19 protein-coding genes are annotated in these 21,063 nt (G+C 67.4%); 10 read left to right on the top strand and 9 right to left on the bottom strand.

The window, feature by feature from the left end:
• Positions 1–172: 172 nt before the first annotated feature.
• From JCM7685_RS20030 to ssb, 3 genes are all read right to left on the bottom strand, one after another.
• Positions 173–445, bottom strand: a complete 273-nt coding sequence (locus tag JCM7685_RS20030; RefSeq protein ID WP_197701045.1) for a hypothetical protein — start codon at positions 443–445, stop codon at positions 173–175.
• A gap of 207 nt (positions 446–652) precedes the next feature.
• Complete coding sequence (gene tpa / locus JCM7685_RS09710; RefSeq protein WP_074968033.1) at positions 653–2,032, bottom strand: hypotaurine--pyruvate aminotransferase Tpa; 1,380 nt, start codon at positions 2,030–2,032, stop codon at positions 653–655.
• A 170-nt stretch (positions 2,033–2,202) separates the two neighbouring features.
• Positions 2,203–2,715 (bottom strand): single-stranded DNA-binding protein, encoded by a 513-nt coding sequence (gene ssb, locus JCM7685_RS09705; RefSeq protein WP_074968035.1) that lies wholly within the window; start codon positions 2,713–2,715, stop codon positions 2,203–2,205.
• 210 nt (positions 2,716–2,925) lie between these two features.
• Here ssb and JCM7685_RS09700 point away from each other — a divergent pair, with 210 nt between their 5' ends.
• On the top strand, positions 2,926–3,573 hold the full coding sequence (locus JCM7685_RS09700; protein WP_074968037.1) for a lytic transglycosylase domain-containing protein: 648 nt from the start codon (positions 2,926–2,928) through the stop codon (positions 3,571–3,573).
• A 72-nt stretch (positions 3,574–3,645) separates the two neighbouring features.
• Here JCM7685_RS09700 and JCM7685_RS09695 read toward each other — a convergent pair whose 3' ends face one another.
• A complete protein-coding gene (locus tag JCM7685_RS09695) occupies positions 3,646–4,218 on the bottom strand; it encodes a lipid-binding SYLF domain-containing protein (RefSeq protein WP_074968039.1) in 573 nt (190 codons plus the stop codon).
• Between the two features lie 70 nt (positions 4,219–4,288).
• A complete protein-coding gene (gene hemB, locus JCM7685_RS09690; RefSeq protein WP_074968041.1) occupies positions 4,289–5,287 on the bottom strand; it encodes a porphobilinogen synthase in 999 nt (332 codons plus the stop codon).
• Positions 5,288–5,498: 211 nt separating this feature from the next.
• Between hemB and JCM7685_RS09685 the strand changes: the two genes are divergently transcribed.
• Positions 5,499–6,065 (top strand): hypothetical protein, encoded by a 567-nt coding sequence (locus JCM7685_RS09685; RefSeq protein ID WP_074968078.1) that lies wholly within the window; start codon positions 5,499–5,501, stop codon positions 6,063–6,065.
• 41 nt (positions 6,066–6,106) lie between these two features.
• Positions 6,107–9,571, top strand: coding sequence for a transcription-repair coupling factor (gene mfd / locus JCM7685_RS09680; RefSeq protein WP_074968043.1), 3,465 nt, complete (start codon positions 6,107–6,109; stop codon positions 9,569–9,571).
• A gap of 109 nt (positions 9,572–9,680) precedes the next feature.
• Here mfd and clpA read toward each other — a convergent pair whose 3' ends face one another.
• Entirely contained in the window at positions 9,681–11,999 is a 2,319-nt protein-coding gene (clpA, locus tag JCM7685_RS09675) for an ATP-dependent Clp protease ATP-binding subunit ClpA (RefSeq protein WP_074968045.1), read from the bottom strand.
• A 253-nt stretch (positions 12,000–12,252) separates the two neighbouring features.
• Complete coding sequence (gene gloB / locus JCM7685_RS09670) at positions 12,253–12,999, bottom strand: hydroxyacylglutathione hydrolase (protein WP_074968047.1); 747 nt, start codon at positions 12,997–12,999, stop codon at positions 12,253–12,255.
• Between the two features lie 51 nt (positions 13,000–13,050).
• On the opposite strand from gloB, the gene JCM7685_RS09665 reads away from it, so the two are divergent.
• From JCM7685_RS09665 to JCM7685_RS09635, 7 genes are all read left to right on the top strand, one after another.
• Positions 13,051–13,833 (top strand): methyltransferase domain-containing protein, encoded by a 783-nt coding sequence (locus tag JCM7685_RS09665; protein WP_074968049.1) that lies wholly within the window; start codon positions 13,051–13,053, stop codon positions 13,831–13,833.
• 309 nt (positions 13,834–14,142) lie between these two features.
• Positions 14,143–14,709, top strand: coding sequence for a F0F1 ATP synthase subunit delta (locus JCM7685_RS09660; RefSeq protein ID WP_074968051.1), 567 nt, complete (start codon positions 14,143–14,145; stop codon positions 14,707–14,709).
• Positions 14,709–16,244 (top strand): F0F1 ATP synthase subunit alpha, encoded by a 1,536-nt coding sequence (gene atpA, locus JCM7685_RS09655; protein ID WP_074968053.1) that lies wholly within the window; start codon positions 14,709–14,711, stop codon positions 16,242–16,244. The genes JCM7685_RS09660 and atpA overlap by 1 nt, the downstream gene beginning before the upstream one ends.
• Before the next feature lie 12 nt (positions 16,245–16,256).
• Entirely contained in the window at positions 16,257–17,132 is an 876-nt protein-coding gene (locus tag JCM7685_RS09650; RefSeq protein WP_074968055.1) for a F0F1 ATP synthase subunit gamma, read from the top strand.
• Between the two features lie 18 nt (positions 17,133–17,150).
• A complete protein-coding gene (gene atpD / locus JCM7685_RS09645) occupies positions 17,151–18,575 on the top strand; it encodes a F0F1 ATP synthase subunit beta (protein WP_074968057.1) in 1,425 nt (474 codons plus the stop codon).
• 9 nt (positions 18,576–18,584) lie between these two features.
• Positions 18,585–19,031 (top strand): F0F1 ATP synthase subunit epsilon, encoded by a 447-nt coding sequence (locus JCM7685_RS09640; protein ID WP_074968059.1) that lies wholly within the window; start codon positions 18,585–18,587, stop codon positions 19,029–19,031.
• A gap of 109 nt (positions 19,032–19,140) precedes the next feature.
• A complete protein-coding gene (locus JCM7685_RS09635; RefSeq protein ID WP_074968061.1) occupies positions 19,141–19,491 on the top strand; it encodes an H-type lectin domain-containing protein in 351 nt (116 codons plus the stop codon).
• Positions 19,492–19,633: 142 nt separating this feature from the next.
• On the opposite strand, the gene JCM7685_RS09630 is transcribed toward JCM7685_RS09635, so the two are convergent.
• Positions 19,634–20,404, bottom strand: coding sequence for an alpha/beta fold hydrolase (locus JCM7685_RS09630; protein ID WP_074968063.1), 771 nt, complete (start codon positions 20,402–20,404; stop codon positions 19,634–19,636).
• Positions 20,401–21,000, bottom strand: a complete 600-nt coding sequence (locus JCM7685_RS09625) for a 2-hydroxychromene-2-carboxylate isomerase (protein WP_074968065.1) — start codon at positions 20,998–21,000, stop codon at positions 20,401–20,403. The genes JCM7685_RS09630 and JCM7685_RS09625 overlap by 4 nt, the downstream gene beginning before the upstream one ends.
• Positions 21,001–21,063 lie beyond the last annotated feature (63 nt).

The raw sequence follows: 21,063 nt of genomic DNA, 5'->3' as shown, positions 1-21,063 counted from the left end.
CCAGCCGCAGCGCGTTCTGCGTCCCCATGGTCAGCAGGGTCTCGGCGTGTCCGGCATTTATGCCGCGCCGGGGCAGGATATGGCAATGTGTTCGACCACCGCCGGGTCGTCGGTGTCGCGGAAATTGCCGGTGGCGACATCGAAATTCGTGTCGGCCCAGTGCGCGCATGCCTCAGTCGCGCCAGGCGGCGTGATCCGCCAGCGCCCGGTTGGCCTTGGCCATAGACGAAGGGATAGGCGAAGCGGCGCCAGGCGCGCGGTCCTGGTGCCGGGCGTGTCCGAAACGCCCCTCGAGCCGGCGGTCGCGGTCGAATCGCGACCTGACCGGGGACGGCTCGGGTTCCAGATGCCGCTCGATGGCGTCCGAGATGAAATCTTCGGCGCGGTCGCGGTTAGCGAGATCGTCGGTCGATACCCGTTCCGCAAAGGCCGGCGTCACCGTCACCGTGCGCCACGTTCAGGTGCCGGGCCGGTGTGCGGGTCGAGGGCAGTTTCCGCCGGACGAAGGCGGCAACCGTCACCGCGTCGATGATCTGACGTCGCAGCTGCACCTGCGGCGGTATGGTCCAGGGAGAAGGCGTGGGGGATCGATATGGTGATCCGCGGCGATGGCGGGCCGAGGCAGCCCGCGATGCCGCCGCGGATCAAGGGCTCAGCCGAAGACCTTGGTCAGCGCCCGGTCGATGCTGTCGGTGATGCCGTCGATGTCGTCCGCGGTGGCGATCAGCGCCGGCGACAGGCAGAGCGTGTTGTTGAAACCGGGCAGCGAGCGGTTGGTGGCGCCGATGATGACGCCCTGCGCCAGGCATTCGGCGACCACGGCCTGCACCTTCTTCTCGTCCATCGGCTCCTTGCCGGCGCGGTCCGAGACCAGCTCGGCGCCGCAGAACAGCCCCTTGCCGCGCACGTCGCCGATGACGGCATGCTTGTCCATCAGCGTGGTCAGGTTGTCCAGCATCCGGTTGCCCATGGCAACGGTGTTTTCCAGAAGCTTCTCGTCCTCGATGATGCGCATGTTCTCGATCGCCGCCACCGGCCCCGAGGTGCAGCCGCCGAAGGTCGAGATGTCGCGGAAGAAGCTCATGCCGTCCTCGGGCGCGTCCTTGAACATCTCGAAGACGCGCTCGGTGGTTACGGTGCAGGAAATCGCCGCATAGCCCGAGGCGACGCCCTTGGCCATGGTGACGAAATCCGGCTCGACGCCGTAATGCTGATAGCCGAACCAGGCGCCGGTGCGGCCGAGCCCGCAGACCACCTCGTCGATATGCAAGAGGATGTCGTATTTGCGGCAGATCTCCTGCACGCGCTGCCAATAGCCCTCGGGCGGGGTGATGACGCCGCCGCCGGCGGTCACCGGCTCCAGCACCAGGCAGCCGACGGTGTCGGGGCCCTCGCGCAGGATCACCTCCTCGATGGCGTCGGCGGCGCGCTCGCCGTAATTCTCGACGTCCCACTGCTTGCGGTATTCCAGACAATGTGGCACCCGCACGAAACCGTCGGGGAAGGGGCCGTAGGCGATGGCGCGCTGGTCCTGGCCCGAGGTCGCCAGCGTGGCGATGGTGGTGCCGTGATAGTCGCGGTCGCGATACAGGATCTTCCACTTCTTGCCGCCGTGATGGCGGGCCGCGATCTGGCGCACCATCTTGTAGACCTTCTCGTTCGCCTCGGAGCCCGAGTTCGAGTAATAGACCCGGCTCATGCCCGGCATCTTCTCGATCAGCTTCTGGGCGAAGATCGCGCCCGGCACGGTGCCGGCCGCACCGGCGTAATAGTTCAGCTTGACCAACTGGTCGCGGATCGCATCGGCGATGCTTTCGCGGCCATAGCCCACGTTCACCGTCCAGACCCCGCCCGAGACCGCGTCTAGGAACTCGCGCCCGGTGGCGTCCCAAAGCCGCATTCCCTTGCCCTCGACGAAGACGCGCGGGTCGATGCTTTCGTATTGCTTGTGCTGGCTGAGGTGGTGCCAGACATGGTTGCGGTCGGCGGCGACCACCTGCGACATGTCGTTGGGGTTCAGATCGAGCGTCATGGCCGGGACTCCTGCAGATAGGACTTTATCCCCCTGACTGCGCCCGAACGGAGCGGAGCGATAGAGCCAGATTGCGCGAATAGATGAATCCAGATCGAAGCGGCGCAATCGCGCCAGGCGCGCAGGGGGAACGGAATATCCCGGCCTTGCGGGCCGGGATCGGGATCGGATCAGAAGGGGATGTCGTCGTCGAAATCGGGCCGGCCCTGCGAGGATTGCCCGCCGCCGCCCGCGTTTCCGCCGGAGCCGCCGCCATAGCCGCCGCCCGACGAGCCGCCGCCGTAACCGCCGCCGCCATAGCTGTCATCGCTGCGCCCGCCGCCCCCGCCGCCGCGGCCGTCGAGCATGTGCAATTCGCTGCGGAAGGGACGCAGGGCGACCTCGGTCGCATAACGGTCGTTGCCGCTCTGGTCCTGCCATTTGCGGGTTTCCAGCTGGCCCTCGACATAGACCTTGGAGCCCTTGCGCAGGAATTGCTCGGCGACGCGGACCAGCGGCTCGGAATAGATGGCGACGGTGTGCCACTCGGTCCGTTCCTTGCGCTCGCCGGTGTTGCGGTCCTTCCACGTCTCGGACGTGGCGATGCGCAGGTTGGCGACCTTGCCGCCGCTGGGGAAGGTGCGGACCTCCGGGTCTTGGCCCAGATTGCCGACCAGGATGACCTTGTTCACGCTGCCTGCCATGCTGCCGGCCCCTTTCGTTGCATTCGTGCTGCGCGCGGGTTTAGCGTGTCACGGCCCGGCGGGGCAAGCGGAATGCAAGGCCGGCCGCTGCCCGCCGTCTTCGGCGGAAATCCGCCGATGGTGAAAAGGTTAAAATCCTGTTGCGGTGCCCGCCGGCCTTTGCGGTATAGTGCCTGCAAAAAAGAACACGGCATGCATGAGGGACCAGAGATGCTTTCACGCGAACGGGCGATGTTGCGCGGGCTGGGCCGGGCGGTTCTGGCGCTGACGATTTCGGCCGGGCTGGCGGCGCCTGCCTCGGCCGACGGGCTGCGGCTGCAGGTGAAAAGCGGCAAGTCGCGGCTTGCCCAGTTCGAGCGGCAGACCCGGCTGATGGATTCGCGCCTGTCGGGCCAATACCAGCAATCGGCGCGGCTGCGTCCCGGCGGCACCTCGACGAAAAGCGTGGTCGAGCTGGACATCCCCACCGCGATTCCCGCTTATCGCGGCAACCGCCGCAGCCAGTATCTGCCCCATGCCAAGGCCATGGCGCGCAAGCATGGCGTGCCCGAGGACCTTTTCCTGCGCCTCGTGCAGCAGGAATCGGGCTGGAATCCCTCGGCGCGCTCGCACAAGGGGGCTCGCGGGCTGGCGCAGCTGATGCCCGGGACGGCGGCCAAGCTGGGCGTCGATCCGGGCGATCCGATCCAGAATCTGGAAGGCGGGGCGCGCTACCTGCGCATGATGTACAACACCTTCGGCAGCTGGCGGCTGGCGCTGGCGGCCTATAACGCCGGTCCTGCGGCGGTGGCGAAATACGGCGGCGTGCCGCCCTATCGCGAGACCAGGAACTACGTCCGTGTCATCCACGGCAGTTGATCGCCGTCGCAGGCGGCATGAGGCAAAGGGCCGGGCAGGGCGCCCGGCTTTTTCATGGGCCTCGAAGGTGGCTCAGAAGGTCGAGGGGATGATCCGGGTGTATTTCGTCCCGGCGATCGAGGCGCCCGCCATCAGCCCGGACTGGCCGAAGACCATGGCCACGACCGGCTGCTGGGAGGTGATGGTGTCGGTCCCCATCGAGACGCCGCCGGCGGGCAGGGCGTAATAGGCCCCCGCCTCGGCCACCCAGCCGGAGGCCTTGCGGAAATCGGCCAGCGCCGCGTCGGTCTGGAAGATCAGCACATGGGCATATTGCTGGGCGCCGATCTGGAAGCCGACGCTGGCCTGGGTGGCGGAATAATAATCCACCGTCACGTTGTTGATGCGCAGCGCACCCTGGCCATAGGCGCCGCCGACGCCGAAACCGGCCTCGGTCATCAGCGGCATGTAGAGCACGCCCTTGGCGTTCTGCACCATCGGCGCGGTGGCGGGATAGGTCTGCAGCAGGAAGTTGCGCGTCGCGTCCACCCGCGCGTCCAGCCGCGAAGGCGCATCCTGCCCGACCGCGTTAGAGCAGCCGGCCAAAGCCAGCGCCGCCCCGCCCAGAAGCACAAGGCGCCTGCTAACCATATTGAAATCGATCATTCTTTGCCTCGTCCCTTGACCGGCGGCTGTCCCGCCCTTTGAGGCCGGGATGATAAGCGGCTTTCGCCCCCTAGGCCAGCCTTTCGGCCACCTGCGGCGCGTAATAGGTCAGGATGCCGTCGCAGCCGGCGCGGCGGAAGGCCAGCAGGCTTTCGATGACCACGTCGCGCGACAGCCAGCCGTTGCGGATCGCGCCCTCCAGCATCGCGTATTCGCCGCTGACCTGATAGGCAAAGGTCGGCGCCGCGAACTGGTCGCGGACCATGCGGCAGATGTCCAGATAGGGCATGCCGGGCTTGACCATGACCATGTCGGCGCCCTCGGCCAGGTCGCGGGCGACGCAGCGCATCGCCTCGTCGCGGTTGGCCGGGTTGATCTGATAGGTTTTCTTGTCGCCGACCAGCCGCCCCGAGGCGCCGACCGCGTCCCGGAACGGGCCATAGAAGCCGCTGGCGTATTTCGCCGCGTAGGACAGGATCGCCACGTCCTTGTGGCCGTGATCCTCCAGCAGCCCGCGCAGCGCGCCGATGCGCCCGTCCATCATGTCCGAGGGACCCAGAATATCCGCCCCGGCCTCGGCCTGGATCAGCGCCATGCGGCCGAGCGCCTCGATGGTTTCGTCGTTCAGGATCACGCCGTCCCGGACCAGCCCGTCGTGGCCGTTGGCGTTGTAGGGATCCAGCGCGATGTCGGTCATCACCGCCAGTTCCGGCGCGACCTGCTTGATGGCGCGGATGGCGCGGTTGCCGATATTGTCGGGGTCCCAGGCGCGCTCGCAAGTTTCCGTCTTAAGTCCCGGGTCGGAATGCGGAAAGATGCAGACGGCCGGGATGCCCAGCCGCATCGCGGTTTCCGCCGCGCGCTTGGCGCCGTCCAGCGTCAGTCGCTCGACCCCGGGCATCGAGGCGATCTCGCCGGCGCCGCCCTCGATCTCGGTGACGAAGATCGGCCAGATCAGGTTGGCGGCGGTCAGGTTCACCTCGGTCGTCAGCGCGCGTAGCGCCGGGGTGCGGCGCAAGCGGCGCAGGCGGGTCATCGGGAAGGGGGCGACGATCGGGGTCGGGGACATGGCGGCCTCTTGCATGCTGGCTCGGGCGGGAAACTGCACCCGGGGCGTTCGCTGCGCAACCCCCGTGCCGGCGGCGCAGTCGGGATTTCGGGTATTTGGAAAACGGAAACACCGCGCCGCCGGGGACGCGAGGTGCCGAAAAATCCCGGTTTCCCTTTCGGTTGCGCGCGGTTAGTTTGCCCCTCGCGCAGTTTGCACGAGGGAGATGTGCGTGCCCGGAGCCGAGGCCATCCTCGCCCTGCTGGACAGCCGGTCCTTCGGCTCGATCTGGTTCTGGGTGATCCTGACGCTGGCCTGGACCATGGCCGGCCGCCGCAGCCTGGGCGTGCCCTCGGACGTGATCGCAGCCGCCGGCCGGGGCGGGGCGGGTGCCGAGGACGATCCGGCGGCACTGACACTGCTGGACTGGCTGTCCCTGACGCTGCCGCGCTGGCAACTTGGCCCGCGCGAGGGGGCGGTGCTGCTGGGCATCGGCGCCTTTCTGGTCAGCACGCTGGCGGTGCTGGGTTTCGGCTATGGGCTGGAAATGGCGCAGGCGCTGGTGCTGCTGATCCTGCCCTTCGCCGGGCTTTTCGCGCTGGACCTGCGGCTGGCGCGCCGGCTGGGCGCGGTGCTGGCCCGGGCCGAGATCGGCCAGCCGGTGAACGAGGCCGGGGCCGAGGCGGCGCGGCTTCTGCGCCACCACCGCCGGGTCGGGCTGGCGATCTCGGTCCTGTCGGTGGCCGTGACGGCGTTCTACGGCGCGGCCTGGATGCTTGCGCATCCCTATGGCTTCTAGCCGGGGTTGACTCTGCCCGCGCCGGCTTTACCTGACGGGCCATGTCAGCGCATCCCGAACACCTGATCCTTTCCGGCGCGCCCGAGGGCATGGACGCCGCCCTGATCGCGCGCGAACTGTCGCGCGGCCAGCCCGTCATCCACATCGCCCGCGACGACCGCCGCATGGCGGCGATGCGCGCCGCGCTGGGGTTTTTCGCTCCGCAAGCCGTGGTGCTGGAATTCCCGGCCTGGGACACTACGCCTTACGACCGCGTGTCGCCCGCCGGCGGGGTGATGGCCGCGCGCGTGGCGGTGCTGACGGCCTTGGCGCATGGTGCGCTGAAGGGGCCTTTCATCCTGCTGACCACGCTTTCGGCCGCGATGCAGCGGGTGCCGCCGCGCGCGGCGCTGCGCGGGGCCAGCTTCTCGGCCACCGTGGGCAACCGCATGGACGAGAGTGCCTTGCGCGCCTATCTGGCCCGCATGGGCTTTTCGCAATCGCCCACCGTGACCGAGCCCGGCGATTTCGCCGTGCGCGGCGGCATCATCGACATCTATCCGCCGGGCGATTCGGGACCGATCCGGCTGGACATGTTCGGCGACGTGCTGGAAGGCGCGCGGCGTTTCGACGTGGAATCACAGCGTTCCACAGAAAAGCTCGATCATGTCGAGCTGGCGCCGATGTCCGAGGTGATCCTGGACGAAGCCGCGATCACCCGGTTCCGCCAGAACTACCGCGCTGAATATGGCGCCGCGTCGAACGACCCGCTTTATGAAGGCATCAGCGCCGGGCGCAAGATGGCCGGGATGGAGCATTGGCTGCCCTGGTTCCACGCCGGGCTGGAGAGCCTCTTCGATTATCTGCCCGGGGCCGCGGTGGTGGCGGACGACCACCTGGACCAAGTCCGCGACGCGCGCGCACATACCATCGCCGAGCAATTCGAGGCCCGGCGCGAGGCGCTGGCCCGCAAGGGGGGCACCGATACAGTCTATCGTCCGGTGCCGCCCTCGGAAATGTTCCCCGACGAGGCCGAGTGGAAGCGCTGGCTTGCCGCGCATCGCCTGCTGCGGCTCTCGGTGCTGCCGCAGCCGCCCGGGCCGGGCGTGCTGGATGCGGGCGGCCGGGTCGGGCGCAATTTCGCACCCGAGCGGCAGGCCGAAAAGGGAAACCTGTTCAAAGCTCTGTCGGAGCATATTCGAAAACTTCAAGCCACGCATCGCGTCGTGGTCGCGAGCTTCTCCGAAGGTGCCCGCGAACGCCTGGCCGGGCTGATCGCCGACGAGGGGGTTGAGGGCGCAAAGCCCATCGCCGATCTGCGCGACCTGCCCGGCACGCCCGGCGCGCTGGGGCTGGCGGTCTGGCCGCTGGAGGAAGGGTTCACCTCGGAGGGTGCGGCGACCGGGCCGCTGGCGGTGATCTCGGAACAGGACGTGCTGGGCGACCGGCTGATCCGCGGCGCGAAGCGCAAGCGCAAGGCCGAGAATTTCCTGCGCGACACCACAACGCTGACCCCCGGCGACCTGGTGGTGCATGTCGAGCATGGCATCGGCCGCTATACCGGGCTCGAGACCGTGATGGCGCTGAAGGTGCCGCATGACTGCGTCGCCATCGAATATGCCGGCGGCGACCGGCTGTATCTGCCGGTCGAGAACATCGAGCTGCTCAGCCGCTATGGCCATGAGGAAGGCCTCTTGGACAAGCTGGGCGGCGGGGCCTGGCAGGCGCGGAAAGCGCGGCTGAAAGAGCGCATCAAGCTGATTGCCGACAAGCTGATGCGCGTCGCGGCCGAACGCCTGTTGCGTCCCGCCCCGGTGCTGGAGCCCGAGCATCACGAGGTCGAAAGCTTCGCCGCCCGCTTCCCCTATACCGAGACCGAGGACCAGGCGGCGGCGATCTCGGATGTGGCCGAGGACCTGGCCGCCGGCCGGCCGATGGACCGGCTGGTGGTGGGCGACGTCGGCTTCGGCAAGACCGAGGTTGCCATGCGCGCGGCCTTCATCGCCGCCAGCCAGGGTCGGCAGGTCGCCGTGGTGGCGCCGACCACGCTGCTGGCGCGCCAGCATTTCCGCACCTTTGCCGAGCGCTTCCGCGGCACCGCGATCAACGTCCGGCCGCTGTCGCGCTTCGTCTCGGCCAAGGACGCGGCCGAGACCCGCAAGGGCTTGGCCGAGGGCACCGTGGACATCGTCGTCGGCACCCATGCCGTGCTGGCGAAGCAGGTGCGCTTCAAGAACCTCGGCCTGCTGATCGTCGACGAAGAGCAGCATTTCGGCGTCGGCCACAAGGAGCGGCTGAAGGAGCTGCGCAGCGACATCCATGTCCTGACCCTGACCGCGACGCCGATCCCGCGTACGCTGCAACTGTCGCTGACCGGGGTGCGGGACCTGTCGATCATCGGCACGCCGCCGGTGGACCGGCTGTCGATCCGCACCTATGTCAGCGAGTTCGACAGCGTCACCATCCGCGAGGCTCTGCTGCGCGAGAAATATCGCGGCGGGCAGAGCTTCTTTGTCGTGCCGCGCCTGTCGGACCTGCCCGAGATCGAGGAATGGCTGCGGGAACACGTCCCCGAGGTCAGCACGATTGTCGCGCATGGCCAGCTGGCGGCCGGCGATCTGGATAGCCGCATGAACGCCTTCTACGACCGCGGCGCCGATGTCCTGCTGGCGACGACCATCGTCGAATCGGGCCTGGATATTCCGACCGCGAACACCATGGTGGTCTGGCGCGCCGACATGTTCGGCCTGGCGCAGCTTTACCAGATCCGCGGCCGGGTCGGGCGGTCGAAAACGCGGGCCTATTGCTACCTGACCACCAAGCCCCGCGTGCCGCTGACCCCGCAGGCGATGCGGCGGCTGAAGTTCCTGGGCGCCATCGACAGCCTGGGTGCGGGCTTCAATCTGGCCTCGCAGGACCTGGACCTGCGCGGCGCCGGGAACCTTCTGGGCGAGGAGCAGTCCGGCCATATCAAGGAGGTCGGCTTCGAGCTTTACCAGCAGATGCTGGAGGAGACCATCGCCAAGCTGAAATCCGGCGAGATCGAGGGCACGCCCGAGGATGAATGGGCGCCGCAGCTGAACCTGGGCGTGCCGGTGACGATTCCCGAAAGCTATGTGCCCGACCTGGACGTGCGGCTGGGGCTCTATCGCCGGCTGGCCGAGCTGACCACCAAGGTCGAGCTGGAGGGCTTCGCCGCCGAGCTGATCGACCGCTTCGGCCCGCTGCCGCGCGAGGTGAATACGCTTCTGCTGGTCATCCGCATCAAGGCGATGGCGAAGCGGGCGAATATCTCGAAACTGGACGCCGGGCCCAAGGGGGCGACGATCCAGTTCCACGGCGACAAGTTCCCGAACCCGGCCGGGCTGGTCGAGTTCATCCACGACCAGCGCGGCCAGGCCAAGGTCTCCGACAACAAGATCGTGGTGCTACGCGACTGGCCGGGGGACGCCGACCGCATCAAGGGCGCCTTTGCCATCGCCAAGGAACTGGCGGCGAAGATCAGGGAAGGCAGAGCGAAGGGGTGAAGCCTGCGCCGAAAGCGCCTCCGACGCCTTGGCTATTCGGGGACGGCAGGCGGGGCGACAGTGAAAAGCGGCGCCCGTAGGCGCCGCTTTTCAATCATGCATCGGCGGATCAGTCGGCCGTCAGCAAAGGCGGCTTGGAACTGCTGATCTTGGGCGTTTCAGGGCCGGTGATGTCGAAGACCGGTTTGTCGTTCTCGATGCGGACCCGGACCACGCCGCCCTTGGTCAGGCGGCCGAACAGCAGCTCTTCGGCCAAGGGCTTCTTGATCGTTTCCTGAATCACGCGGCCCAGCGGGCGGGCGCCCATGTTTTCGTCATAGCCCTTTTCGGCCAACCAGTTCGCAGCCTCCGGGGTCAGTTCGATATGGACGCCGCGGTCGATGAGCTGGGCTTCCAGTTGCAGCACGAACTTCTCGACCACATGGACCACCACCTCGCGCGACAGGGCGGCGAAGCTGATGATCGCGTCCAGCCGGTTGCGGAACTCGGGCGTGAAGGTGCGCTCGATGGCGGCGGTATCCTCGCCCACGCGTTTTTCGCGGCCGAAGCCGATGGCGGCCTTTTGCATGTCCGAGGCGCCCGCGTTCGAGGTCATGATCAGGATCACGTTGCGGAAGTCCACCTGCCGGCCGTTGTGGTCGGTCAGCTTGCCGTGGTCCATGACCTGCAACAGGATGTTGTAGACATCCGGATGCGCCTTTTCGATCTCGTCGAGCAGCAGCACGCAATGCGGATGCTGGTCGACGCCATCGGTCAGCAGACCGCCCTGGTCGAAGCCGACATAGCCCGGAGGCGCGCCGATCAGCCGGCTGACCGCGTGTTTCTCCATGTATTCGGACATGTCGAAGCGCAGCAGTTCGACGCCCAGCGACGATGCGAGTTGCTTGGCCACCTCGGTCTTGCCGACGCCGGTGGGGCCGGCGAAGAGATAGTTGCCGATCGGCTTTTCCGGCTCGCGCAGGCCGGCGCGCGCCAGCTTGATCGCCGAAGCCAGCGCCTCGATCGCCGCGTCCTGGCCAAAGACCAGGCGCTTCAGCGTCGCGTCCAGATCCTTCAGCACCGCCGCATCGTCCTTGGAGACGCTTTTCGGCGGGATGCGGGCGATCTTGGCGACCACGGCCTCGATCTCTTTCGGGCCGATGGTCTTGCGGCGCTTGCTTTCGCTGACCAGGTGCTGGGCGGCGCCGGCCTCGTCGATCACGTCGATGGCGCTGTCGGGCAGCTTGCGGTCGTTGATGTAGCGGCTGGCCAGTTCCACCGCCGACTTGATCGCGTCATTGGTATAGCGCAGGTCGTGGTGCTTTTCGAAACTGGGCTTCAGCCCCATCAGGATCTTGATCGCGTCGGGCACGGTCGGCTCGTTCACGTCGATCTTCTGGAAGCGCCGCGACAGGGCGCGGTCCTTTTCGAAATGCTGGCGGAACTCCTTGTAGGTGGTCGAGCCCATGCAGCGCAGCTTGCCGCCGGCCAGCGCCGGCTTCAGCAGGTTCGAGGCGTCCATCGCCCCGCCCGAAGTGGCGCCGGCACCGATCACGGTATGGATCTCGTCGATGAAGAGGATGGCGTCGGGATGCTCTTCCAGCTCCTTGACCACGGCCTTCAGCCGCTCCTCGAAATCGCCGCGATAGCGGGTGCCGGCCAGCAGCGCGCCCATGTCGAGCGAGAAGATGGTCGAGCCGGCCAGCACGTCGGGGGTCTCGCCGCGGGTGATCTTCAGCGCCAGTCCCTCGGCGATGGCGGTCTTGCCGACGCCCGGATCACCCACCAGCAGCGGGTTGTTCTTGCGCCGGCGGCAAAGCACCTGGATGCAGCGCTCGACCTCGTCGGCGCGGCCGATCAGCGGATCGACGTCGCCCTTGGTGGCCTTGCGGTTCAGGTCCACGCAATATTTGGCCAGCGCGGTCTCGTCCTTGGCGGGCGCGGCTTCGGCCTGGGCCTGCTCCTGACCCTCGGCGCCCTGCACCGGCCGGTTCTCTGAGAAGGAGGGGTTCTTGGCCACGCCATGGGCGATGAAATTCACCGCGTCATAGCGGGTCATGTCCAGTTCCTGCAGGAAGAAGGCGGCGTTCGATTCCCGCTCGGCGAAGATGGCGACCAGTACGTTCGCGCCCGTCACCTCGGTCCGGCCCGAGCTTTGCACATGGATCGCCGCGCGCTGGATCACGCGCTGGAAGGCGGCGGTGGGAACGGCCTCGGACCCCTCGACATCGGTGATGAGGGTCGACAGGTCGTCTTCGATGAACTCGACCAGCATCCGGCGCAATTCGTCCAGATCGACGTTGCAGGCCCGCATCACCTTGACGGCATCGGGCTCTTCCGTCAGCGCAAGCAACAGGTGCTCGAGCGTGGCAAGCTCATGGTGATGGTCGTTGGCCAGCGCGAGCGCGCCGTGGATGGCCTGTTCCAGCGAGGTCGAAAAGGAAGGCACTTCAAGCTCCTGTCAGTCGGCTGGCGGTTTGGAGCCGCCAAGATGTAGCGGTCCACCTGACCAGACTGTCACGATACAGTTAAGAATCGGTGGATTTTCGCGCAATTCAAGCGGTATTTGCTTCCGCCCGTGCCGAATTTTCCGTGGCTGAGGCAGATGTGATCACGCACCGGCGAAATTTCAAGCATCCGCCGCGGTCGGCCAGGGACGGGACCCCGGCGGCGGAATTTTCTTGTGCTCTTGCGGGGGAGGTTCAGAACCTGTCCTTCCTGAGTCGAAGCTCGGCGAAGACCCGGGCGTCCGTTTCGCCGGCGAATCCCAGGGAATCGCGCAGGGCCTCTACCCGCAGGAAGGGGTTGGTGGCGCGCTCTTCGGCCAGGGTCGCGGGCGCGCAGGGGCGCTGGCCGGCGGCGGTCTCGGCGAGCCTTCGGCGCAGATCGGCATTCTCGGGATCGACCGACAGCGCGAAGGCGCCGTTGCCGCGGCAATAGTCGTGGCCCGAGCAGACCAGCGTCTCGGCCGGCAGCGCGTTCAGCCGCGACAGCGAGGCCCACATCGTCTCGGCGTCGCCCTCGAACAGCCGGCCGCAGCCGAGCGCCATCAGGCTGTCGGCGGTGAAGACCATGGCCGAATCCGGCAGGTGGAAGGCGATGTGGCCGATGGTATGGCCCGATACCTCGATCACATGGGCGGGCTCGTCGCAGATCCGCGCCGTCTCGCCGGGGCGGACGGGCAGGTCCAGCGGCGGCAGGCGGGCGGCGTCGGCGGCATTCCCCATCACGCGGGCGCCGGTCATGCCGACCAGTTCGGGCACGGCCTGGATGTGGTCGGCGTGGTGATGGGTCAGTGCGATCAGGTCCAGCGTCCAGCCGCGCGCGGCGAGCTCCTCGAGGATCGGCGCGGCTTCGGGGGCGTCGATCAGCGCGGTCCGGCCGTTGCCGTGCAGCAGCCAGGCATAGTTGTCGGTCAGGCAGCGGACGGGCACCAGTTCCAGCGGCATTGGCAAAATCCTCTCTTTGCCGCAGTCTGGCCGGGCGAAGCGGGGGACGCAATGCATCACGACGTCTACGAGCTACGGAAGTTCTATTATACCCGCGCATTGGGCCGGGTGGTGCAGCGGGTGCTGCGCGACCGGCTGACCGGGATGTGGCCGCCCGAGCAGACCCAGGGCATGACCGTCGCCGGCTACGGTTTCGCCGCGCCCCTGCTGCGGCCCTGGCTGGGGCGGGCGCGGCGGGTGACCGCGCTGATGCCGGGGCCGCAAGGGGTGATGGCCTGGCCGGCGGGCCTGCCCAACTGCTCGGTCCTGTGCGAGGAGACCGCCTGGCCGGTCGACACCGGCAGCGTGGACCGGCTGGTGCTGCTGCATGCGCTGGAGACGGCCGACCACCCTGCCGCGCTGATGGACGAGGCCTGGCGCGCGCTGGGGCCGGGCGGGCGGATGCTGGTGATGGTGCCCAACCGCGCCGGGCTGTGGGCCAGGTCCGAGACCACGCCTTTCGGCTTCGGCCGCAGCTATACCGCCGGCCAGCTCGAGGCGCAGGCGCGGGCGGCGGGCTTCGTGCCCGAGGGGACGGGGGCCGCGCTCTACATCCCGCCCTCGGACCGGCGCTTCTGGCTGAAGAGCGCGCAGATGTGGGAACGCGCCGGGCTGCGCATCAGCCAGGTGCTGGTCGCCGGCGTGGTGCTGTCCGAGTTCAGCAAGCAGGTCCAGGCCCCGGTCGGCCGCGGCAGGCGCGTAAGCGTGCCGAGCCCGCTGGACGTGCTGGAGGGCATCGCCCGGCCCAGGCCGGTGGGCCAGGGCGCGCGCCGCATCGCCCGCAACCGGGGCTAAGGGATCGGCCGCGAATCTAAGACGAAGGTCTGGGATGGGGAAAACTTCCCGCGCGCGACAGCACGCGGGCGCGCGAGACGCCCCCCTGACGGCTGTTTGCGCAATCGGCGCCTAAGCCGGTGGATGATTGGCCGCACAGGCTCGCATTTCCGTGTGCAAGGCGGTTGCGGCAGCGAAAATCACCTGCTAGAGACGCCGCAGATTTTCGGGAAGGCCCAGCCTTGGCGCCACGGCCGACCCTTGACCCGCGCTCCGCGACAGACCGGCCTGCCAGCCGGCCCGCCTGCGGAGCTTGCGCTAACCGGAAGGATGACCGTGGCCAATTCCGCTTCGATTTCCGCTGATATCGCCGGGCGTTATGCGCAGGCCCTGTTCGATCTGGTCCGGGATGCGGGGGGGGTCGACGCCCTTTCAGCCCAGATCGACGAACTGGCCTCGGCCTATGACGCCAGCGAGGATCTGCGCGAGCTGACCGTTTCGCCCCTCTACGACCGCCAGCAGCAGGAAGCGGCGCTGGGTGCGCTGGCCACGAAAATGGGCCTGTCGCCCGAACTGGCCAATACGTTGCGGCTGATGGCCAAGAACCGGCGGCTGTTCGCGCTGCCGCAGTTCGTCGCCAAGCTGCGCGGTCTGATCGCCGACGCGCGCGGCGAGGTCACCGCCGACGTGGTGAGTGCCCAGGCGCTGAGCGACGACCAGAAGTCCCGCCTGACCGACGCGCTGGCCGCGAAATCGGGCAAGAAGGTGAAACTGAACGCGCGCGTCGATGAAAGCCTCATCGGCGGCATGATCGTCAAACTGGGCTCGCAGATGATCGACAGCTCGATCCGCTCCAAGCTCGCCTCCCTCCAGAATGCTATGAAAGAGGTCGGATAATGGGAATCCAGGCTGCCGAAATCTCGGCCATCCTTAAGGATCAGATCAAGAATTTCGGTCAGGACGCCGAGGTGGCCGAGGTCGGGCAGGTGCTGTCCGTCGGTGACGGCATCGCCCGCGTCTATGGTCTGGACAAGGTTCAGGCCGGCGAGATGGTCGAATTCCCGGGCGGCATCCGCGGCATGGTGCTGAACCTCGAAACCGACAACGTCGGCGTCGTGATCTTCGGCGACGACCGTTCGATCAAGGAAGGCGACACCGTCAAGCGCACCGGCGCCATCGTGGAAGTCCCGACCGGCAAGGGCCTGCTCGGCCGCGTCGTCGACGCGCTCGGCAACCCGATCGACGGCAAGGGCCCGATCGTCGACCCGATCATGGCTGTGGCCGACGTCAAAGCCCCCGGCATCATGCCGCGCAAATCGGTGCACGAGCCGATGGCGACCGGCCTGAAATCGGTCGACGCCATGATCCCCGTCGGCCGCGGCCAGCGCGAGCTGATCATCGGCGACCGCCAGACCGGCAAGACCGCCATCGCCCTAGACACCATTCTGAACCAGGCGAACTACAACGGCCGCGAGGCCGATGGCATGAAGACCCTGCACTGCATCTATGTCGCCGTCGGCCAGAAGCGCTCGACCGTCGCCCAGCTGGTGAAGAAGCTGGAAGAGACCGGCGCCATGGCCTACACCACCGTCGTGGCCGCGACCGCCTCGGACCCGGCGCCGATGCAATACCTGGCGCCCTATTCGGCGACCGCCATGGGCGAATATTTCCGCGACAACGGCATGGATGCGCTGATCATCTATGACGACCTGTCCAAACAGGCCGTGGCTTACCGCCAGATGTCGCTCTTGCTGCGCCGTCCGCCGGGGCGCGAAGCCTATCCGGGCGACGTGTTCTATCTGCACTCGCGCCTGCTCGAGCGTTCGGCCAAGCTGAACGAGAACAACGGCGCCGGCTCGCTGACCGCGCTGCCGATCATCGAAACGCAAGCGGGCGACGTGTCGGCCTATATCCCGACCAACGTGATCTCGATCACCGACGGCCAGATCTTCCTGGAAACGGAACTGTTCTTCCAGGGCATCCGCCCGGCCGTGAACACCGGCCTGTCGGTGTCGCGCGTCGGTTCGGCCGCCCAGACCAAGGCGATGAAATCCGTCGCCGGCCCGGTCAAGCTGGAACTGGCCCAGTATCGCGAGATGGCGGCATTCGCGCAGTTCGGCTCGGACCTCGACGCCGCGACGCAGAAGCTGCTGAACCGCGGCGCGCGCCTGACCGAGCTGATGAAGCAGCCGCAATACGCGCCGCTGACCAATGCCGAGATCGTTATCGTGATCTATGCCGGCACCAAGGGCTATCTGGACAGCGTCCCGGTCGCGGACGTGACCAAATGGGAACACGGCCTGCTTCAGTATCTGCGCAACCAGAAAGCCAGCCTGCTTGAGGACATGACCAAGAACGACCGCAAGGTGTCGGGCGAGCTTGAGGATGCGATCAAGGCGGCTCTGGACGGTTACGCCAAGACCTACGCCTGAGGAGGGTGACAGATGCCCAGCCTCAAGGATCTCAAGAACCGGATCGGCAGCGTCAAGAACACGCGCAAGATCACCAAGGCGATGCAGATGGTCGCCGCCGCGAAACTGCGCCGCGCGCAGGAGGCGGCCGAGGCTGCGCGTCCCTATGCCGACCGCATGGCCAGCGTCATGGCCGGGCTGACCGCCTCGGCGGCCGGTTCGGACAACGCGCCGCGCCTGTTGGCCGGCACCGGCGAGGATCGCCGCCACCTCTTGGTGGTGATGACCTCGGAGCGCGGGCTTGCGGGCGGGTTCAACTCGTCCATCGTCAAGCTGGCCCGGCAGCGCCTGAACGACCTGCAGGCCCAGGGCAAGCAGGTCGAAATCCTGACCGTCGGCAAGAAGGGCCGCGAGCAGCTCAAGCGCGAATACGGCAACCTGTTCGTGCATCACGTCGACATGAGCGAGGTCAAGCGCATCGGCTACGAGAACGCGCGCGGCATCGCCGATGAAATCCTGGACCGCTTCGATGCGGGCGGGTTCGACGTGGCGACGCTGTTCTACAACCGTTTCGAATCCGTCATCAGCCAGGTTCCGACCGCCCGGCAGATCATCCCCGCCGTGATCGAGGATGCGGGCGAGGCCGGCGCCTCGTCGCTCTACGACTACGAACCGGACGAGCACGCGATCCTGAACGACCTGCTGCCGCGTTCCGTGGCGACCCAGGTCTTCGCGGCGCTGCTGGAAAACGCGGCCTCGGAACAGGGTGCCCGGATGAGCGCGATGGACAACGCGACCCGCAACGCCGGCGACATGATCAACAAGCTGACCACCGAATACAACCGGACGCGTCAGGCTGCGATCACCAAGGAACTGATTGAAATCATCTCGGGCGCAGAGGCGCTCTGACACGTAGGGGTTAAACACATGGCAGAGGCCAAAGGAAAAATCACGCAGGTGATCGGCGCCGTGGTGGACGTGCAGTTCGAGGGCCAGCTGCCCGCGATTCTGAACGCTCTGGAAACCGAGAACAACGGCAAGCGTCTGGTGCTGGAAGTGGCTCAGCACCTGGGCGAGAACACCGTCCGCACCATCGCCATGGACGCGACCGAAGGTCTGGTTCGCGGCCTACCCGTCTCCGATACCGGTTCGCCGATCACCGTTCCGGTGGGTGACGTGACGCTGGGCCGCATCCTGAACGTCGTCGGCGAGCCGGTGGACGAGGGTGCGCCGCTGAACGTCACCGAGCGCCGTGCGATCCACCAGCCGGCGCCGGACTTCGCGTCGCAGGCGACCGCGTCCGAGATCCTGGTCACCGGCATCAAGGTCATCGACCTGCTGGCGCCCTATTCCAAGGGCGGCAAGATCGGCCTGTTCGGCGGCGCCGGCGTGGGCAAGACCGTTCTGATCATGGAACTGATCAACAACATCGCCAAGGTGCACTCGGGTTACTCGGTGTTCGCGGGCGTCGGCGAACGGACCCGTGAAGGCAACGACCTCTATCACGAGATGGTGGAATCGGGCGTCATCAAGCCGGACGACCTGTCGAAGTCGCAGGTGGCGCTGGTCTATGGCCAGATGAACGAGCCTCCGGGCGCGCGGATGCGCGTCGCGCTGACCGGCCTGACCGTGGCCGAGCAGTTCCGCGACGCCACCGGCACCGACGTTCTGTTCTTCGTCGACAACATCTTCCGCTTCACGCAGGCCGGTTCGGAAGTGTCGGCGCTGCTGGGCCGCATCCCGTCCGCCGTGGGCTATCAGCCGACGCTGGCCACCGACATGGGCGCGATGCAGGAACGCATCACCTCGACCAAGAACGGCTCGATCACCTCGATCCAGGCCGTCTACGTTCCGGCCGACGACCTGACCGACCCGGCGCCGGCCACGACCTTTGCCCACCTCGACGCCACGACCGTTCTGTCGCGCGCGATCTCGGAACTGGGCATCTACCCGGCCGTGGACCCGCTGGACTCGAACAGCCGGATCCTCGACCCGGCCGTCGTGGGCGAAGACCACTACAACACCGCCCGCGCGGTGCAGGGCATCCTGCAGAAATACAAGTCGCTGCAGGATATCATCGCCATCCTCGGCATGGACGAACTGTCGGAAGAAGACAAACTGACCGTGGCCCGCGCCCGCAAGATCCAGCGCTTCCTGTCGCAGCCTTTCGACGTGGCGAAGGTCTTCACCGGCTCGGACGGCGTTCAGGTTCCGCTGGAAGACACGATCAAGTCGTTCAAGGCCGTGGTGAACGGCGAATACGACCACTTGCCGGAGGCGGCCTTCTACATGGTCGGCGGCATCGAGGACGTGAAAGCCAAGGCGCAGCGCCTCGCCGCTGACGCGGCGTAAGGGGGCGACATGGCCGACACGATGCAGTTCGACCTCGTCTCGCCGGAGCGGAACCTGGTGTCCGTCCCGGTGCGCGAGGTGCGCCTGCCCGGCGCCGAGGGCGACCTGACGGCGATGCCCGGCCATGCGCCGGCCATCGTCAACCTGCGCCCCGGTCTGGTGACCGTGGTGGCGGCGGACGGCTCGGAAACGGAATTCGCGGTGACCGGCGGCTTTGCCGAGATCAACAACGAATCCGTCACCCTGCTGGCCGAGCGCGGCCACCCGCGGGCCGAGATGACGCAACAGGTCTTCAGCGAGATGATGGCGCAAGCCCATCGTCGCGTTCAGGCCGCCAAGGAGCGTGAATCGGCCGGCGAGGAAATCGTCGCCGCCGCCGTCAAGCTGCTGGCCGACATGGAGGCGCTCGGCACCCATATCGGGCTGGACCCGAACCACTCGAATTTCCCGCACTAAGGCGGGAAACTGACGAAAAAGACAGAAAGCCCCGGAGCTTCCGGGGCTTTCTTAATTGTTTCCCAACGTTCTATCATCAGAATGCGGGGGCACAGGGAGAGAGGCGGATTTGCGGCGTTTCGGACATTTTGCGGTCGGGGTCGAGCAGGGCTCGGTCGAGATGTTCTCGGCCTTTGAAAGCGGCGGTCCGATGTGGACCGGCCAGGGGCCGCGGCTCGAGGTGCAGCGCGTGCATTTCGACGAAAGCTTCGCCGAGCCGCCGGTGGTGCATGTGGCCCTGAGCATGTGGGATATCGACCGCAACGCCAACCAGCGCGCCGACATCCAGGCGGCAAATGTCACCCGGCAGGGGTTCGAGTTGCAATTCCGGACCTGGGGCGATACCCGGGTTGCGCGGGTACGCGCCAATTGGCTGGCCATCGGCCCGACCCGCTACGAAGACGACTTCGACGCCCATTGAGCCGCCCGGCGGCGACCCCGCGCGGTGGCGGTGACGGGTGACGGCAAACTCCGGCGGGCAGGTCCGTTTTCGGGCTCAAGCGCAGCCTCGATCAGGCGCGGCCGACCAGCGCCGCGCCGTCCGCCGGGGCCGCATTCCAAATTCAGGCCCGCTGCAGGTTCAGGCCGATCAGTTCCGCCACCTGATGCGGATGGGTGATCGGCAGCATATGCCCCGCGCCCGGCACCCGGGCGCGACCCACGTCGGGCAGGCGCGCCGCCAGCGCATCGGCGATGGCCGGGATCACCGGTGGCGACTCCGCGCCCATGACGATCAGGACCGGGGCGTCGATGGCCTCCAGCCCGCCGTCGCGCAGGATATGCGCGGAATCGCGGCGCAGGGCTTCGTTGCTGGCCTGCACCAGCCGGATCTGCCGCGTCAGCCGCGCCTTGCCGGCCTCGGTCTGCGATTCCCAGTCGACGCCGCCCCAGATGGCCAGGAAATCGCGCGCCGCCTCGGCCGCTTCGCCGGCCGCGAACCGGGCGCCGATCCGGTCCAGCAGCCGGTCGTTCGCGGCATCGGGTGCCGCGGCGAATAGCACCGGTTCGATCAGGGTCAGGCTGCGCACGGCCTCGGGCGCGGCGACGGCGATGCGCAGGGCCACGGTGGCGCCCATGCTGTGGCCGATCAGATCCAGCGGTCGTGTGATCAGCTCCGCCACCGCCCGGGTCACGACGGTATGGTAATCGGGCGGACCGCCGTCCCAATCCGGGCTCTGGCCGTGTCCGGGCAGGTCGGGCGCCTCGATCTGCACGCTTGTGCGCAGGTCGCGCGCGATCGGCCCCCAATACGAGGCATTGCCCATCATGCAATGCAGCGCCAGCGCCGGGCGATCCTCGTTGCCCGGCCAGCGGCGCAGGTGCAGCCCGCTCACAGCCCTGCCAGGTGCCGGTCCAGGAAATCCAGCCGGTCCTGGCCCCAGAACCGCTCGCCGGTTTCGCGCACGACATAGAAGGGCGCGCCGAAGACGCCGGCCTCGACCGCCTGTTCCAGATTGCGTCCGAAGGTCTCGGCGCCGATGAACAGCCCCTTGTCCGCCAGCGCCGGGTCGAAGCCCGAGGCCGACAGCTTGGCGCGGATCACCGCATCCTCGGCGATGTTCTCCTCATCCGCCCAGACCGCGCGCAGGAAGCGCTGGACCAGGCCGGGCAGGTCGCCGCCGCCCGCCGCTTGCGCGGCGATGATGGCATAGGACGAGGGCGCCGGGTTCACCGGCCAGAAGGCGGGCTTGAGATTCAGGCGCATGTCCAGGGTCTCGGACCAGCGGCGCAGCTCTTGCGCGCGATATTCCAGGCGCGAGGGGTGTCGGTTCGCCGGGCGCACGCCGCCGGTGCGGTCGAAAAGCTGCAGCAAATCGACGGGCTTGTAGGTGACGGTGGCGCCGTGCTTTTCCGCGATCCGCTCCAGCCGGTCGCCGGCCAGATAGCTCCACGGGCTGGGGGTGCCGAAGTAATAGTCGATATGCGCCATGGCGGGGTCTCCGGGGTTTGCGGGCAAGCTAGCCCGGTGCTAAGCGGGGTGCAATCACACGAA

It is taken from the genome of Paracoccus aminovorans (assembly GCF_900005615.1).
Classification (GTDB): Bacteria; Pseudomonadota; Alphaproteobacteria; order Rhodobacterales; family Rhodobacteraceae; genus Paracoccus; species Paracoccus aminovorans.
This window is presented reverse-complemented; position numbering and strand designations above follow the sequence as displayed.

Coding starts and splice junctions, on each gene's coding strand:
- gloB (WP_074968047.1), bottom strand. CDS start 12,999: ATGCCGCTGGAACTGGTGCCCGTCCGCTGCCTGACCGACAACTATGCC.
- mfd (WP_074968043.1), top strand. CDS start 6,107: ATGTCAGCGCATCCCGAACACCTGATCCTTTCCGGCGCGCCCGAGGGC.
- JCM7685_RS09640 (WP_074968059.1), top strand. CDS start 18,585: ATGGCCGACACGATGCAGTTCGACCTCGTCTCGCCGGAGCGGAACCTG.
- JCM7685_RS09700 (WP_074968037.1), top strand. CDS start 2,926: ATGCTTTCACGCGAACGGGCGATGTTGCGCGGGCTGGGCCGGGCGGTT.
- JCM7685_RS09695 (WP_074968039.1), bottom strand. CDS start 4,218: ATGATCGATTTCAATATGGTTAGCAGGCGCCTTGTGCTTCTGGGCGGG.
- JCM7685_RS09665 (WP_074968049.1), top strand. CDS start 13,051: ATGCATCACGACGTCTACGAGCTACGGAAGTTCTATTATACCCGCGCA.
- atpD (WP_074968057.1), top strand. CDS start 17,151: ATGGCAGAGGCCAAAGGAAAAATCACGCAGGTGATCGGCGCCGTGGTG.
- JCM7685_RS09660 (WP_074968051.1), top strand. CDS start 14,143: ATGACCGTGGCCAATTCCGCTTCGATTTCCGCTGATATCGCCGGGCGT.
- atpA (WP_074968053.1), top strand. CDS start 14,709: ATGGGAATCCAGGCTGCCGAAATCTCGGCCATCCTTAAGGATCAGATC.
- JCM7685_RS09625 (WP_074968065.1), bottom strand. CDS start 21,000: ATGGCGCATATCGACTATTACTTCGGCACCCCCAGCCCGTGGAGCTAT.
- hemB (WP_074968041.1), bottom strand. CDS start 5,287: ATGTCCCCGACCCCGATCGTCGCCCCCTTCCCGATGACCCGCCTGCGC.
- ssb (WP_074968035.1), bottom strand. CDS start 2,715: ATGGCAGGCAGCGTGAACAAGGTCATCCTGGTCGGCAATCTGGGCCAA.
- tpa (WP_074968033.1), bottom strand. CDS start 2,032: ATGACGCTCGATCTGAACCCCAACGACATGTCGCAGGTGGTCGCCGCC.
- JCM7685_RS09650 (WP_074968055.1), top strand. CDS start 16,257: ATGCCCAGCCTCAAGGATCTCAAGAACCGGATCGGCAGCGTCAAGAAC.